This window comes from Candidatus Sulfurimonas marisnigri (assembly GCF_015265475.1).
Lineage (GTDB): Bacteria > Campylobacterota > Campylobacteria > Campylobacterales > Sulfurimonadaceae > Sulfurimonas > Sulfurimonas marisnigri.
The window spans coordinates 2,460,744-2,474,510 of the sequence record NZ_CP054493.1; the positions used below are offsets into that span (position 1 = coordinate 2,460,744).

Consider the following 13,767-nt stretch of genomic DNA (forward strand, 5'->3'; position numbering starts at 1 on the left):
ATGCTATAAGAGAGAACAAAAAAATAACTCTTGTTGGTGATTACGATGTTGACGGAGTAAGCTCTACTGCAATAATGGTAGATTTTTTCAGACAAATTCCTTATCCGCTTGAAGCTATCATACCTAACCGCTTCAACGATGGCTACGGAGTGAGTCCAACTGTATTAGAGAGAATAGAGGCTGATTTAATTATTACGGTAGACAATGGCATAAGCGCTATTGAAGCCGCAACTGTTTGTGCAAAAAGAGGGATAGAGCTTATAATAACCGACCATCACACACCCTCTGAGGTTCTACCTGAGGCTTATGCAATAGTTAATCCAAAACTCCTTACATGTAAATACCCTTTTAAAGAAATTTGCGGAGCACAGGTAGCATGGTTACTGCTGGGGCTTGTAAAAAAAGAATTAGATCTAAAAATTGATATGAAACAGTTTTTAGATATCTTATCTATAGCTATCATCGCTGATGTTATGCCTCTAATAGATATAAACCGTATACTAGTAAAAGAGGGTTTAAAGGTTTTAATGAGCTCAAGCAGACCGGCATCTATAATTATAAGGGATTTTTTAAACAAATCAATTATCACCTCAGAGGATATCGGATTTCAAGTAGCTCCACGCATAAATGCGGCAGGAAGACTGGAAGATGCAAGTATTGCTCTTGAGTTCTTCACGGCAACCAATAATAACATAGCATATATGCAATTTGAAAAACTAAATGCACTTAATGAACTTAGACGTGAGACTGAAGCTCAAACAACCAAAGAAGCATTATCTCAAGGAAACAGTTCGGATAATGTAATAGTTGTCTCTGGAGAGCATTGGCACGAAGGTGTAGTTGGGATTGTTGCATCACGATTGGTAGACTACTTTCTTAAACCTGCGATTGTACTAAGTTGTGAAAATGGAGTTGCCAAAGGGAGTGCAAGAAGTATAGGCAACGTAAGTATATATGAGCTTATAAAAGATAATCAAACTTATCTTAGTAAATTTGGTGGTCATAAGATGGCAGCTGGCCTTGGCCTTGAAGCTAGCAATATAGATAGTTTTAGAAGTGCAATAAATAAAAGTGCTTCTAAGCTTGACCCTAATGATTTTATTCCATTAGATGATTTAGTTGGAGTAATGCCAAGTAGTGAGATTGATTTAGAACTCTTGGGTCTGTTGGATAATTTCGAACCTTATGGTGAGGCAAACTCTCGTCCTACTTTTTTAATAAAAGATGGTGAGATAGTAGAAATAAAACTTTTTGGAAAAGATAAGTCTCACTCTAAAATAAGTGTTAGACAATTTTCACATGAAAGAAAAATAATCGAGTTAATTCTATTCAAAAAAATATTCAATATGCCTGATAACAAAAAGCTTACATGTAGCTACAGAGTGGCTAAAAATGAGTTTAACAATAGAGTATCAGCTCAACTTATTATAAATAAAATCTATGATTATCCATTATAAAATAATGGTAAAAATTGCTACAAAACACCTAATATAGAGTAAATCATAAAAAAAACCTTAAAATTTAAAACTATCTTAAGGCTCAAGAATGTAGAATTGGTGACTTTATCAAAAAAAAGGGAAAAACATGAACAAAAACCAGATTTTAGAAGAAATTTTAAACGAAGTAGACAAACACCCAGAGATTATGTCTCGTCGTGATGCTCTAAAGTATTTAACAATATCTCCATTAGCTGCGTCAGTTTTAGCTAGTGCAACAGTAGGTACTACAGCAGCAGTTGCATCAGCAGATGTAAGTGGAAAAATAGTTATCGTTGGTGGTGGTCTAGCTGGTATGAGTACAGCAGCACGTCTTAACAATTCAATTAGCAATGCTGATATTACTGTTATTGAGCCAGATCCGTTATCTGTATCTTACCAGCCTGGTCAAACTCTAGTTGGTGGTGGTATTTGGGATCTTTCTGATATTCAATACAAAACAGATGATTATGTACCAAGCGGCGTTAAGCTAATAAAAGGTAGTGTTACTGCTTTTGACCCTGATAACAATAAAGTTACTGTTGATGGCAGCAAAGAGATTTCTTACGATCAATTAGTTGTAGCAACTGGTGTAGTACTTAACTATGCTGCAATTAAAGGTCTTGACGGTGTAATCACTTCATCTGGTAAAGACAATGCAGCTACAAAACAAACAATCACTAGAGATGGTCTTCACTCAATCTATTTCCAAGATGGTGCAGAAGCTACTTGGAAAGGTATTCAAGAGTTAATTGCAAAAGCTAAAGCTCATACTGGCAGCGAAAAATTACAGGCTGTATTTACTCACCCTAACACACCTCTTAAATGTGGTGGAGCTCCTAAAAAAATCATGTATCTAACACACTCTCGCTTAGTAGAAGCTGGTGTACGTGACAAAGTTGAACTTACTTTTTATCCAAATGGTGGTGGTATGTTTGGTATCAAAGATTACCATAATGCAATCGTTAAGCAATTTGAAGAAAGAGGTTTCAAATGGAACTACAAGCATAACTTAATTGCAGTAGACACAGCAACTAAAACAGCAACTTTTGACAAATGGTCAATGGTAGAAAAAGATGTTGAAGACGATATGGGTGATATGGTTAAGAAGAAGGTAAGAGTAAGCGAGCCGGTTGAAGTTAAATATGACTTTATGCATGTATCTCCTCCTCAAAAAGCTCCAGATGTTGTTGGTAAGTCTAAACTAGGCTCTGCTAAAAGCTGGGTAACAGTTGACAAAGAGACTTTACAAAGTTCTTTCTACCCTAATGTTTGGTCTTTAGGAGATTGTGCTGGTGTTCCAATGGGTAAAACTGGTGGATCTGCTCGTAAACAATACAAAGTAGTAGTTGATAATGTTATATCTGTTATGGGCGGTAAAACACCTACTGCTAAATATGACGGTTATACTGTTTGTCCACTTATTACAGGTATTGGTACTGTTATGCTAGCTGAGTTTAACTGGGCTTCTAAAAAGACAGGTAGTGGTGTAAATGCTGCATCATTCCCATTAGATCCAACTAAAGAGAGATGGTTAATGTGGTTATTAAAAGTTTATCTTCTTAAGCCAATGACTATCCATGGTATGCTTTCAGGTAGAGCGTAACTATTTTCCCCCTTTTTCCCTCTTTTTGAGGGAAACACTATCCCATGTTTTATAATCTTAAGTTTAAAAAAGTATAATATTTTTGTGATAATTTTATCAAAAAAAATATATTAGGAGAAATAATGAAAAAAATAAGTTTAATAATTGCAATGATTGTTACATTTTCTTTATCATTAAATGCGTTTTCTTTAGGAAAACTAGGTGAATTTAAATTTGAAAAAGTAAATGGTAACGTTTGGATTATGCACGGTCCACCGGAGAATCCAAGCGTGGAAAACGAAGGTTTTATGAATAACCCATCATTTGTAGAGGGTGAGAATGGTACTATTGTAATTGACCCAGGTGGAAACTACAATGTTGGTAAAAAAATTGTTGCTGAATACAAAAAAGCTACAGACAAGCCTGTTCTAGCTATTCTAAATACTCACAAACATGGAGATCACTGGTTTGCTGGTAAAGCATTTGCTGAAGCGTTTCCAAATGCTCAAAGCTATGCTCATCCAAATATGATTAAGGCATCAAAAGATGGTGAAGCTAGGTTATGGTACAACATCTTAGAGGGTCTTTCTAAAAACCTAAAAGGTACTGATGGTCCATTCCCTTTCCCAACTAAAGTTTTACATGATGGAGATGTTCTTAAAGTTGATGGACATACTTTTAAAGTTTTTCATCCAGAACGTGCACATACAGATACAGATATCTTAATAGAGCATGTAGAGTCTAAAACACTTTGGTTAGGTGATAATCTTATGGATTGTCGTCTTGGTGGTATGGATGAAAGTTCTAGTGTTCATGGGAATATAGCACTTCTTGAAGATATCATTGCTCAAAGAAATGGTTATAAACAATATGATTTATATGTTCCAGGACACGGTCCATCAGATAAAATGCATAAAGTTATTGATCCTTTCCTAAACTACTTTAAAACAGTTCTAAAATGGGCTAAAACAGCTTATGAGGATGGAAAAGAGAGTTATGAAGTTAAAAAAGATGTTGCAGCTGATTTAAAAGATATCCAACATTGGGATGAGTTTGACCGTCAAATGGGCAAACACCTAATGAAAGCAATGTCAGAAGTTGAACAAAAAGATATGTAATACACCCTTGCTTGAGTCACAAATAGTGACTCAGCAACCTATTTTTAAGATATAATATTTCATGTCAAGAATCTATGAATGCCAAATATCTAAATCAAATATTACCAGTTTAAAAGTTTTAGATAACAACAATTTTGCTTACAGCACTAAACTTCATGGTATCATACTCATAGACTTAAATAAATGTGAAACCAAGAAAAATATTACAAATAAATATTTAAATCCAAGCGCAACTGCCCACTCCTTTAGTCCAAACTCCAAAATATTTGCTTTTACAAATAACCACATGATATATGTAATAGATATAGAAACAAATGAGACTCTACAAACCATACAAACACCAGATGAAGATATTACAATGTTGAGTTTTGATTCATCATCTACATATATTATTGCAGGAACTGCAAATGGAAGAGTGCTTCAATATAGACATAATAAAACATCTCTTCTTGCAAGACTATGTTCATTTCCTCATAATCGCTCTAGTATATATTTAAATATTAAAGATAATGAAATCTTTGTGAGTGCCTTTGCATTTCATAAAAAAATGTTTGCAAGTGCCGGTTATGACGGTGCAATTTTTATAATAGATTTATTCTCTCATAGTGATAGAAAGATAATCACTCACAATAGAACACGAGTTGAGACCTTATGTTTTGCAGATGAAAACACTTTAATAAGCGGCAATAGTGATGGAACCATTGATATTACATCACTTGGCAATACAAAAGTTCATAAAACTATAAACACTCCTTTATCAACTGTAAAACATATTATTTTAATGCCAAACCCTGACTACATAATGGTGGCAGGAAGAACAAATATTGTTACAATAATTGATATTAAAAAATTAAAAATTACACATAATAAGTATCTTGAATTAAGCTCAAATATTGTTAAAATAGACATTGCTAATGGTGAATATTTAGTAGTTGCTCAGGAGAATAATAAAATAGTAATTATAGAGCTTCCTAGTATAGCAAAATTAAAATCACTAATTACCCACAACTCTCTTGAGGATGCCTACAAACTTATACTTAAAGAGCCAATGCTTCAAGGTTCATATGAGCATAAAGCACTTGAAGATAAATTTAGAGATGATTATTTGTATGCTACAAAAGCATTAATAAATCAAAATAAAATCCTAGCAGTTAATAAACTAGAAATATATAAAAATATACACTCAAAGCAGAATGAAATTAAAAATCTTTTTGAAGCATTTGCAAATTTTGAAAGATTTAATAGTCTCTTTTTAGAAAATAAGTATGCCTTAGCTTATTCTATGTCTTCCAGGTTCCCTCCTCTTAAACTTACCCCCCAATATATAAAAATGGAACAGATATTTAAAGTAGCCTTTTCAAATGCTCAAAGACATATAGCGAGAGGAGATATAGATGGTGCTAAAGCTCTTTTGTATGGATACAATACAGTAATATCCAAAAAACAAATAATAAGGCTTATATTGACTCAAAATAAAGAGTTTATTGAGTTTTTAGAAGCCGTTAAAAATAAAGACTTTATTAATATAAACAGATTAATAAACATAAATGCTCTATTTACGCAAATCCCTAATTATCTTCTACTCAATGATGAGATAGAAGATAAATTGGAAAATATAAAATATAATATCAATATTGGTGAGATTGATACTGCAAAAAAGTTTATTTGCGCACTTGAAAATATCCCATCAGTTAGTAAAAAAGTTCAAATGCTTGATATTGAATGCAAAAACTTACTTCTACTTCAAGCAGCATATGAAATAAATAATTTTAAATCATGTTATGAAATTTTAGATTCACATAAATCTCTTGCTCAAACAGAGTTAGCAATACTTCTTGAGAAACATTGGTCAAAACTAATGCATCAGTGTGAAGAGTATGCACTGAACGGGAATATAAAAGATATCAAAAAAACACTTGGTAATCTTATTGGCTTATCAACTAGGAACAATAAAATTGGTGACCTCATAAGAGTAAGTTTTCATGTTAGAATAAAAATGTTAATACAAACAAAAAACTTTGGAGGTGCGGAAACTATTATTTACACATATATAGATATATTTGGTATTGACAGCGAAATAAGCCAGATAATGAAAAAATTTGAAAAAATATCATCTATTAAGTTAGCTATTAGTCAAAACCAATCAGATAGACGCTCAAGAAACAGCTGGACACATTCTGATATTATAATGAAGCAGGAGCCATAAGTTTTAAAAGAATTTCCAAACCCTCGTCAAATGGACTTTGAAATGTTGAGCCTTGGCTCATAAATCTCTCCATCTCCTCTTTTTTATTTATTGCTTCATCCAACTCATAATCACTCCCTTTTGCGTATGCACCTATGCGGATAAGAACTTCATTCTCTTTTAAAAGTGTGTATAGTCTTCTGAATTTTATTACAGCTCTAAAATGTTCAGGGGAGATTATATCATTCATCACTCTAGACGCTGAATTTAAAATATGAATAGGGGGATAAATTCCGAAATCTGTAAGCTCACGAGACAAAACTATATGCCCGTCTAAAATAGAACGAGACTGATCAGCGATTGGGTCGCTCATATCGTCACCTTCTATTAAAACTGTAAAAAATGCAGTTATAGAACCTTTTCCTTCCTCTTTTCCGGCACGCTCCATTAGTTGGGGAAGTAACGTCAAAGATGAAGGGGGATAGCCTTTTGAGGTTGGCGGTTCACCGAGTGCTAGACCAATCTCTCTTTGAGCCATTGCAAATCTAGTAACAGAGTCCATAATAAAAAGAACATCCAATCCCTGATCTTTGAAAAATTCGGCAACACTCATAGCTGCAAAGGCACCATATTTTCTCATAAGCGGAGAGTCATCGCTTGTCGCAACTACAATGACGGTATTCTCTAAATTTCCACCTAAATTTTTCTCTATAAATTCAGGTACTTCTCTGCCCCTCTCACCAATAAGAGCAACTACTTTTATGGGTGCATCTGATCCCCGAACAATCATCCCCATAAGAGTTGATTTTCCGACTCCACTTCCTGCAAATATTCCTAGTTTCTGACCTTTTCCACATGTTAAAAGTCCATCTATACTTTTCACTCCCACACTAAACACTTCGTCTATCATTCCACGCTTCATGGCTGCAATTGGGGATTTTATAATTGGTGCTAGTTTAGAGGTGTTGATAACTCCCTTGCCATCAATTGGCCTCATAAACGGATCTACCACTCGCCCAAGTAAAGAATCGCCAACAGGGATGTTAAGACCTGTCTGATCTAGAAACACTTTGTCACCTGAGCAGAACCCCTCAACGAAACTAAACGGAGTTATGAAAAAAGTTTCCCCATCAATCTCAGTAACCATTCCCATAGTTTCCTGATTTTTGTCATTAGAAACAATCTTAACCATATCACTAATGCTAACTTTAAGGCCTGTAGCAGTTACTACAGTAGCATTTATTTTAACAACCTGACCAAATGATGTAGAGTAGTTTCTGTCAGAGATTCTTTTCTTTAGTGAGCTAAATGGCATATATATTAGTATCTAGTTCCGGTCGGAGAATTGATTAAAGAGAAGAATTCACTTCTGGTCTTTTCATCTTTTTTAAATAAACCGCGAAGAGCCGATGAAGTTGTAGTTGAGTTAATCTTTTCAACTCCTCTCATCTCCATGCACATGTGACGTGCTTGAATTACAACAGCAACACCTTTTGGTTGAATTGACTCCATTATTGAATCTGCTATCTGCTCAGTCAGTTGTTCTTGAATCTGCATGCGGCGTGCAAACACATTTACAACACGTGGAATCTTAGATAAACCTACAACTTTTCCATCAGGAATGTAAGCTACATGCACTCTACCTATAATAGGCAGAAGGTGATGCTCACATGTAGAGTAAAACTCTATATCTTTTAGTAAAACCATCTCATCGTTAGAGCTTGTAAACATAGCAGATTCAAGTATCTCTTTTGGATCTTCTTTGTAGCCGCCAAAAATAAACTCATGAGCTTTTCTAACCCTCTGAGGTGTTTTTAAAAGCCCTTCCCTGCTTGGATTCTCTCCAACGTGGAACATCATCGTTTTGACAGCATTTTCAAATTCTAAATCTTGTTTGTTTGACAACTTTATACCTTTAAAGTTTTTATTATGATAGGGTATCAATAAATAGCTGAAAGTTTATATATGGAAGATATTAATAGCGATTAACATGTAGAAATTTCTACATGTTAATAAATTAAATATTTATGGCTTATTGTACGAATACATGTGGAACAATAAGTGGATACTTTTTCATTTTTCTATAGATGTGTTTTCTAATAACTTGACGAAGATCATTCTCCATCGCTCTAGGGTTTTCAATTAATCCATCTTTTATATTTAATAAAAACTGCTCCAAGGTATCTTCAATCTCTTTAGCAAAATACTTATCTTGTTTATCAGCAACTAAACCAAATGTAGTAACCAGTGGTTTAGATAGAAGTTTAGAGTGCTGTCCATCAACCTGAGCAACAATCATAACAATACCATCGGAAGCTAGTTTTTGTCTGTCTATTACTATATCATCTTCAATCTTATGATTATTTTGATTATCAATATATGTTTTTCCTGTTCTAACAGACTTCACTTTTCTCATATATTTTGGTGCAATCTCTACCGTATCACCATCATTCATAATATAAATATTACGTTCAGGAACACCACACATCATACCTGTCTCTTTATGTCTCATAACATGGTTATACTCACCATGTATTGGTAAAAAGAACTTAGGATTTACAAGACGAAGCATTAGCTTTTGCTCTTCTATAGAAGCGTGACCTGATACATGAATGTCTTTTTCAGATGCCACTTTAGCCCCAGCGCGTTGTAGATGATTCAACATTCCAGATATTGAACCCTCATTACCAGGTATAGCACGAGATGACAGAACTATTAAATCCGTTGGCTTAATCTTTACATGTCTATGTTCACCGATTGACATTCTAAATAGAGCTGAACTTGGCTCACCTTGTGAGCCTGTTGTTACAATAAGAATATCTTTATCGCTCATTGAAGCAATCTGATCTGGTTCTACAAAGATACTTTTTGGTAACTTAATATAATCATACTGCATAGCAATTTCTATATTTCTCTCCATTGAACGACCAATTACACAAACTTTACGGCCATATTTTACACCATACTGAATAGCTTGATAAACACGGTGAATATTTGAACTGAATGTAGATAAAATTACTCTACCTTCAGCCTTTGAAAATACTCTGTCCAGTGCAGGAGCAACACTAAGTTCTGATGGAGTAGGGTTCGTGTTGTATGAGTTTGTAGAGTCACTTAACAGAGCTAAAACACCTTTATCTCCATAATAAGCAAGTCTATGTAAATCTGCTGTATAACCATCTACTGGAGTATGATCAATTTTAAAGTCACCAGTGTGGATAACTGTTCCAGCAGGTGTAGTGATTGCTAATGAAGATGAATCTAAAATAGAGTGAGTCATATGCATCCACTCAATTTTAAAATCTTCACCTATCTCATAAATTTTTCTTTTCTCAATAGGATTAAAATATTTTCTAAACTCTTTAATATGGTGCTCATCAAATTTATTGCCTATCATTGCCAATGGAAGCGGTGAACCATATATAGGAAATTGCATCTCTTTATAAAGATATGGCATAGCGCCAATATGATCTTCATGGGCATGAGTTATAATTACGGCTTTAATCTTATCTTTTATCTCTCTAATGTAAGTGAAATCTGGAACTAAAATATCAACACCATGCATATCTGGATCAGGAAAACTCATACCAACATCAACTAAAATTGCTTCAGTTTCAGTTTCAAAAACTGTAATATTTCCACCAATTTCACCTAGTCCACCAAGTGGAGTAATGCGAACCTTACTTCTAGAATTTAAATCTAATTTATAGTGAGGGTTAAGTCTCTGCTTATGAGCTTCTTGATTAATAACAACGAAAGACTTTAGATTTTCATCTACTGGTGTGCTTTGACGACGACGTCCTCTTGCAGCACCTTTATTTTTGTTGTTATTGTTTGGCTTACCGCCGCTATTGTTATTTGGTCTTCTATTGTTATTTGTATCTGGTTTGCTCTTTTCTTGAGGGCTCTCTACGCTAACTGTATTGCTTACGTTATTTCCCTGATTCTCTTCTGCCATCCAAACTCCTTTTAATTATATTATTTTATTATAGAGTTGGTGATAGTCAACGGTAGAAACCTGATGAGGACGAATCGATGGTGTAAGTTTTAGCTCTGAAAAAGCTTCCTGAAGTATAGTTTTTTCGTAAATAACCGATAAATTCTTCATAAGAGTTTTTCTAGGCTGCTTAAATGCAACTCTAAGCATGCCCTCAAAATTCTCATCACATCTATCGGTTTTTTTTTCAATCAAAAAAACTGCAGAATCTATTTTTGGCGGAGGTTCAAAAGCAGTTGGCGGAACTTTCACAACTATATGTGCATTCCCTACACTTTGAGTTATTATACTCAAAGAACCAAATACCTTTTCACCCTCCTTTGCACAAAATTTTTCTGCAACTTCAAGTTGTACCATTACAAGTATATTTTTACATTTTGGATCTGCGAGCGCTTTAAGAATTATATTTGTCGCTATGTAATATGGCAAATTTGCCACCAAATCATACGACTCTTCTATTAAACTACCCTGCCAAGCATCAAGTACATCCCCACAATTTATATGGAGCTGCTTGGTAGCGATCTCTTTATCAAATTTACTTTGTAACAGTTTACACAAATCGGTATCGACCTCAAAAGCTTCTACACTTTTGACATCTACTAAATATTTAGTTAAATCACCTAAGCCAGGTCCAATTTCAATGATTTTATTATCATTATTGGGCATCGCTTCGACGATTTTTTGTAAAACAGTTTCATCTTTTAAGAAATTTTGTCCAAACTTCTTTTTTGCTACAATTTTTTCCATTAACCAGCAGTGTATAGTAATTTTGCTTATAGTTAGTTAATATCAACTATTTAAAATTACTTTTTATAATATGTATCCATTTTATTCACATCTATTTCATATATGTTGTTTTAAGCGTATAGATTTAAATGTTTCATGTGAAACATTTAAATCTAAATAATTGCTAAAAACTAATATACTATTTACACACTAAGCAACATAGTATATCTGTTTATAAGTCGTAAATAGTATAATTTCAAATATATAAATTGGATTATTAAACTATGAACTATTTTGCTAAAAGAATTATCCCTTGTCTTGATGTTAAAGATGGGCGTGTCGTTAAGGGTGTTAACTTTGTTGGACTGAAGGATGCAGGTGATCCTGTTGAAGTTGCAAAAAGATACAACGAAGAGGGTGCTGACGAAATTACCTTTTTAGATATAACAGCATCAAGTGATAATCGCGATACTATAGTAGATATAGTTGCCCAAGTAGCACGCGAGATTTTCATACCGCTAACTGTTGGTGGCGGAATAAGAAAACTAGATGATATTTACAAACTTTTAAACGTTGGCTGTGACAAAGTTAGTGTTAACTCTGCAGCTATTAAAAGACCTGAGCTTATAGACGAAGGTGCTAAAAGATTTGGTTCTCAATGTATAGTAACAGCAATTGATGTTAAAAAGTGTGGAGACAGATATCATGTGTTTTTAAATGGTGGTCGTGTTGATACAGGTATTGATGCTGTAGAATGGGCTAAAGAAGTAGTTAATCGTGGTAGTGGGGAGATACTCCTAACTTCCATGGACGCGGATGGGACCAAGGCAGGATTTGAGCTAAACATTACAGAGCAAATATCTAAGGCTGTCAATGTCCCTGTTATTGCAAGTGGTGGAGCTGGAACTATGAAACATATAAAAGAAGCATTTGAAGCAGGTGCTGATGCTGCACTTGCTGCTAGTATTTTTCACTATAAAGAAATAGATATTATGGATTTAAAACATTATCTACATGACAACAATATACCAGTAAGGCTATAGGGAGCTACATATGATAATCTGCGCAGGAAACAATGAAACTTTTGATTTTGCACAACCAACGGGAGTAGGGCTAATAGAAACAGCAATGAACCTGACAAGACTTTGTCTATTTGATAAACCTGAGTTTTTGCTTTTTGTAGGAAGTGCAGGTAGTTATGGAGAACATAAAATATTTGACATAATCGAATCAAAAACAGCTTCAAACATTGAACTTGGCTTTTTAAATAATGATGCTTACTCTCCTTTAGATAATGTTGTTTCTACTAACATAGATAAAACAAAAAAAGATGTTATAGTCAACTCATCAAACTATATATCAACAAACGAAGAACTAACAAAAAAATTTCAAAACTTTGGTATAGGGTGTGAAAACATGGAATTTTTCGCTGTTTTAAGAGTAGCACAAGAGTTTGATATTCCTGCTGGCGGTGTTTTTTGTATAACAAACTATACTAACAAAAATGCTCATGAAGATTTTATAAAAAATCACGAAGAGGCAAAAGAGTTACTAACTTTACATGTAAGAAAGAGAATTAAGGAACTAACAGCTAAATGAGCGAAATAAAACCTTCACTGCTAGACTTCACACAAAAAGAGTTAATGCTCCTAATAAAACCACCATTTCGTGTAAAACAGATTTTTGGTTGGCTTTATCACCAATACGCAGAAGATTTTGATGATATGAAAAATATTCCAAAAGCTCTTAAAGATGAACTATCAGATAAGTTTGTCGTTAATCCTCTAACTATCATTAATAAAGAGGAATCAATTGATGGGACTATTAAGTATCTTCTACAGATGCAAGATGGCAAAACAATGGAGGCTGTTTGGCTAAAGATGAAAGATACTCAATTTGATGAGAGTGGTGAAGTTATACAAGAAGCAAAGTACACAATCTGCGTTTCTACACAAGTAGGATGCAAAGTAGGATGCACATTTTGTCTTACAGCCAAAGGTGGATTTACAAGAGATTTAACTGCCGGCGAAATAGTTGCTCAGGTAGTAACCCTTAAACGAGATAACGACCATAAACATAATCGAAAAATAAATATAGTCTACATGGGAATGGGTGAGCCACTTGATAACCTAAGTAACTTAGCTAAAGCGATAGAAATATTCAAAGAGGATAATGGGCTTTGTATCTCAGCAAAACGTCAAACAGTATCTACAAGTGGCTTAAGCAACAAGATAGACCAACTAGGGGCAATGGACCTTGGAGTTCACATTGCTATATCTCTTCATGCTGTAGATGATAAGCTTAGAACTGAGCTAATACCTATGAATAAAGCTCACAATATCAACTCTATTATAGAAGCAGTTAAGCGCTTTCCAATAGACACCAGAAAAAGAGTTATGTTTGAATATTTGGTAATTAAAAATAAAAATGACGATATTGCTTCCGCAAAGAAACTCGTTAAACTTTTAACTGGAATCAAAGCTAAAGTCAATCTTATATTTTTCAACCCTTATCCAGGAACTGACTATCAAAGACCTACAAGAGCCAATATGGTAGCTTTTCAAGAGTATTTAGTTAACCATGGCTTACTATGTACTATTCGTGACTCGAAAGGGATAGATATTAGTGCTGCATGTGGGCAACTAAAAGAAAAAGAGTTAGGTAAAGAAAAATGAGTTATG

11 protein-coding genes are annotated in these 13,767 nt (G+C 34.1%); 7 read left to right on the plus strand and 4 right to left on the minus strand.

The genetic code is table 11. From position 1 onward, the window contains the following. Positions 1 to 23 precede the first annotated feature (23 nt). The 4 genes from recJ (at position 24) to HUE87_RS12460 (ending at position 6,384) form a co-directional block, all read left to right on the plus strand. A complete protein-coding gene (gene recJ / locus HUE87_RS12445) occupies positions 24 to 1,457 on the plus strand; it encodes a single-stranded-DNA-specific exonuclease RecJ (RefSeq protein WP_229855289.1) in 1,434 nt (477 codons plus the stop codon). Positions 1,458 to 1,584: 127 nt separating this feature from the next. After that, positions 1,585 to 3,081, plus strand: a complete 1,497-nt coding sequence (locus tag HUE87_RS12450; RefSeq protein WP_194366693.1) for an NAD(P)/FAD-dependent oxidoreductase — start codon at positions 1,585 to 1,587, stop codon at positions 3,079 to 3,081. A 122-nt stretch (positions 3,082 to 3,203) separates the two neighbouring features. Continuing rightward, positions 3,204 to 4,178 (plus strand): MBL fold metallo-hydrolase, encoded by a 975-nt coding sequence (locus HUE87_RS12455; protein ID WP_194366694.1) that lies wholly within the window; start codon positions 3,204 to 3,206, stop codon positions 4,176 to 4,178. A 61-nt stretch (positions 4,179 to 4,239) separates the two neighbouring features. After that, complete coding sequence (locus tag HUE87_RS12460; protein WP_194366695.1) at positions 4,240 to 6,384, plus strand: WD40 repeat domain-containing protein; 2,145 nt, start codon at positions 4,240 to 4,242, stop codon at positions 6,382 to 6,384. Here HUE87_RS12460 and fliI read toward each other — a convergent pair. The 4 genes from fliI to rsmA all read right to left on the minus strand — a co-directional run bounded on the left by fliI (position 6,362) and on the right by rsmA (position 11,107). After that, complete coding sequence (fliI, locus tag HUE87_RS12465; RefSeq protein ID WP_194366696.1) at positions 6,362 to 7,678, minus strand: flagellar protein export ATPase FliI; 1,317 nt, start codon at positions 7,676 to 7,678, stop codon at positions 6,362 to 6,364. The genes HUE87_RS12460 and fliI overlap by 23 nt on opposite strands. A gap of 5 nt (positions 7,679 to 7,683) precedes the next feature. Continuing rightward, positions 7,684 to 8,268, minus strand: coding sequence for a GTP cyclohydrolase I FolE (gene folE, locus HUE87_RS12470; protein WP_194366697.1), 585 nt, complete (start codon positions 8,266 to 8,268; stop codon positions 7,684 to 7,686). 127 nt (positions 8,269 to 8,395) lie between these two features. Next, complete coding sequence (locus HUE87_RS12475) at positions 8,396 to 10,321, minus strand: ribonuclease J (protein ID WP_194366698.1); 1,926 nt, start codon at positions 10,319 to 10,321, stop codon at positions 8,396 to 8,398. 15 nt (positions 10,322 to 10,336) lie between these two features. Next, a complete protein-coding gene (gene rsmA / locus HUE87_RS12480; protein WP_194366699.1) occupies positions 10,337 to 11,107 on the minus strand; it encodes a 16S rRNA (adenine(1518)-N(6)/adenine(1519)-N(6))-dimethyltransferase RsmA in 771 nt (256 codons plus the stop codon). Between the two features lie 263 nt (positions 11,108 to 11,370). On the opposite strand from rsmA, the gene hisF reads away from it, so the two are divergent. The 3 genes from hisF to rlmN are packed head-to-tail and all read left to right on the plus strand — an operon-like array spanning position 11,371 to position 13,761. Then, a complete protein-coding gene (hisF, locus tag HUE87_RS12485) occupies positions 11,371 to 12,129 on the plus strand; it encodes an imidazole glycerol phosphate synthase subunit HisF (RefSeq protein WP_194366700.1) in 759 nt (252 codons plus the stop codon). 10 nt (positions 12,130 to 12,139) lie between these two features. After that, the gene (locus HUE87_RS12490) at positions 12,140 to 12,685 is read left to right on the plus strand and encodes a 5'-methylthioadenosine/S-adenosylhomocysteine nucleosidase family protein (protein ID WP_194366701.1); all 546 of its coding nucleotides are present in this window, start codon (positions 12,140 to 12,142) and stop codon (positions 12,683 to 12,685) included. Further along, a complete protein-coding gene (gene rlmN, locus HUE87_RS12495; protein WP_194366702.1) occupies positions 12,682 to 13,761 on the plus strand; it encodes a dual-specificity RNA methyltransferase RlmN in 1,080 nt (359 codons plus the stop codon). Before HUE87_RS12490 ends, rlmN begins: the two co-directional genes overlap by 4 nt. Positions 13,762 to 13,767 lie beyond the last annotated feature (6 nt).

Coding starts and splice junctions, on each gene's coding strand:
- fliI (WP_194366696.1), bottom strand. CDS start 7,678: ATGCCATTTAGCTCACTAAAGAAAAGAATCTCTGACAGAAACTACTCT.
- rsmA (WP_194366699.1), bottom strand. CDS start 11,107: ATGGAAAAAATTGTAGCAAAAAAGAAGTTTGGACAAAATTTCTTAAAA.
- hisF (WP_194366700.1), top strand. CDS start 11,371: ATGAACTATTTTGCTAAAAGAATTATCCCTTGTCTTGATGTTAAAGAT.
- HUE87_RS12490 (WP_194366701.1), top strand. CDS start 12,140: ATGATAATCTGCGCAGGAAACAATGAAACTTTTGATTTTGCACAACCA.
- HUE87_RS12450 (WP_194366693.1), top strand. CDS start 1,585: ATGAACAAAAACCAGATTTTAGAAGAAATTTTAAACGAAGTAGACAAA.
- HUE87_RS12475 (WP_194366698.1), bottom strand. CDS start 10,321: ATGGCAGAAGAGAATCAGGGAAATAACGTAAGCAATACAGTTAGCGTA.
- rlmN (WP_194366702.1), top strand. CDS start 12,682: ATGAGCGAAATAAAACCTTCACTGCTAGACTTCACACAAAAAGAGTTA.
- HUE87_RS12460 (WP_194366695.1), top strand. CDS start 4,240: ATGTCAAGAATCTATGAATGCCAAATATCTAAATCAAATATTACCAGT.
- HUE87_RS12455 (WP_194366694.1), top strand. CDS start 3,204: ATGAAAAAAATAAGTTTAATAATTGCAATGATTGTTACATTTTCTTTA.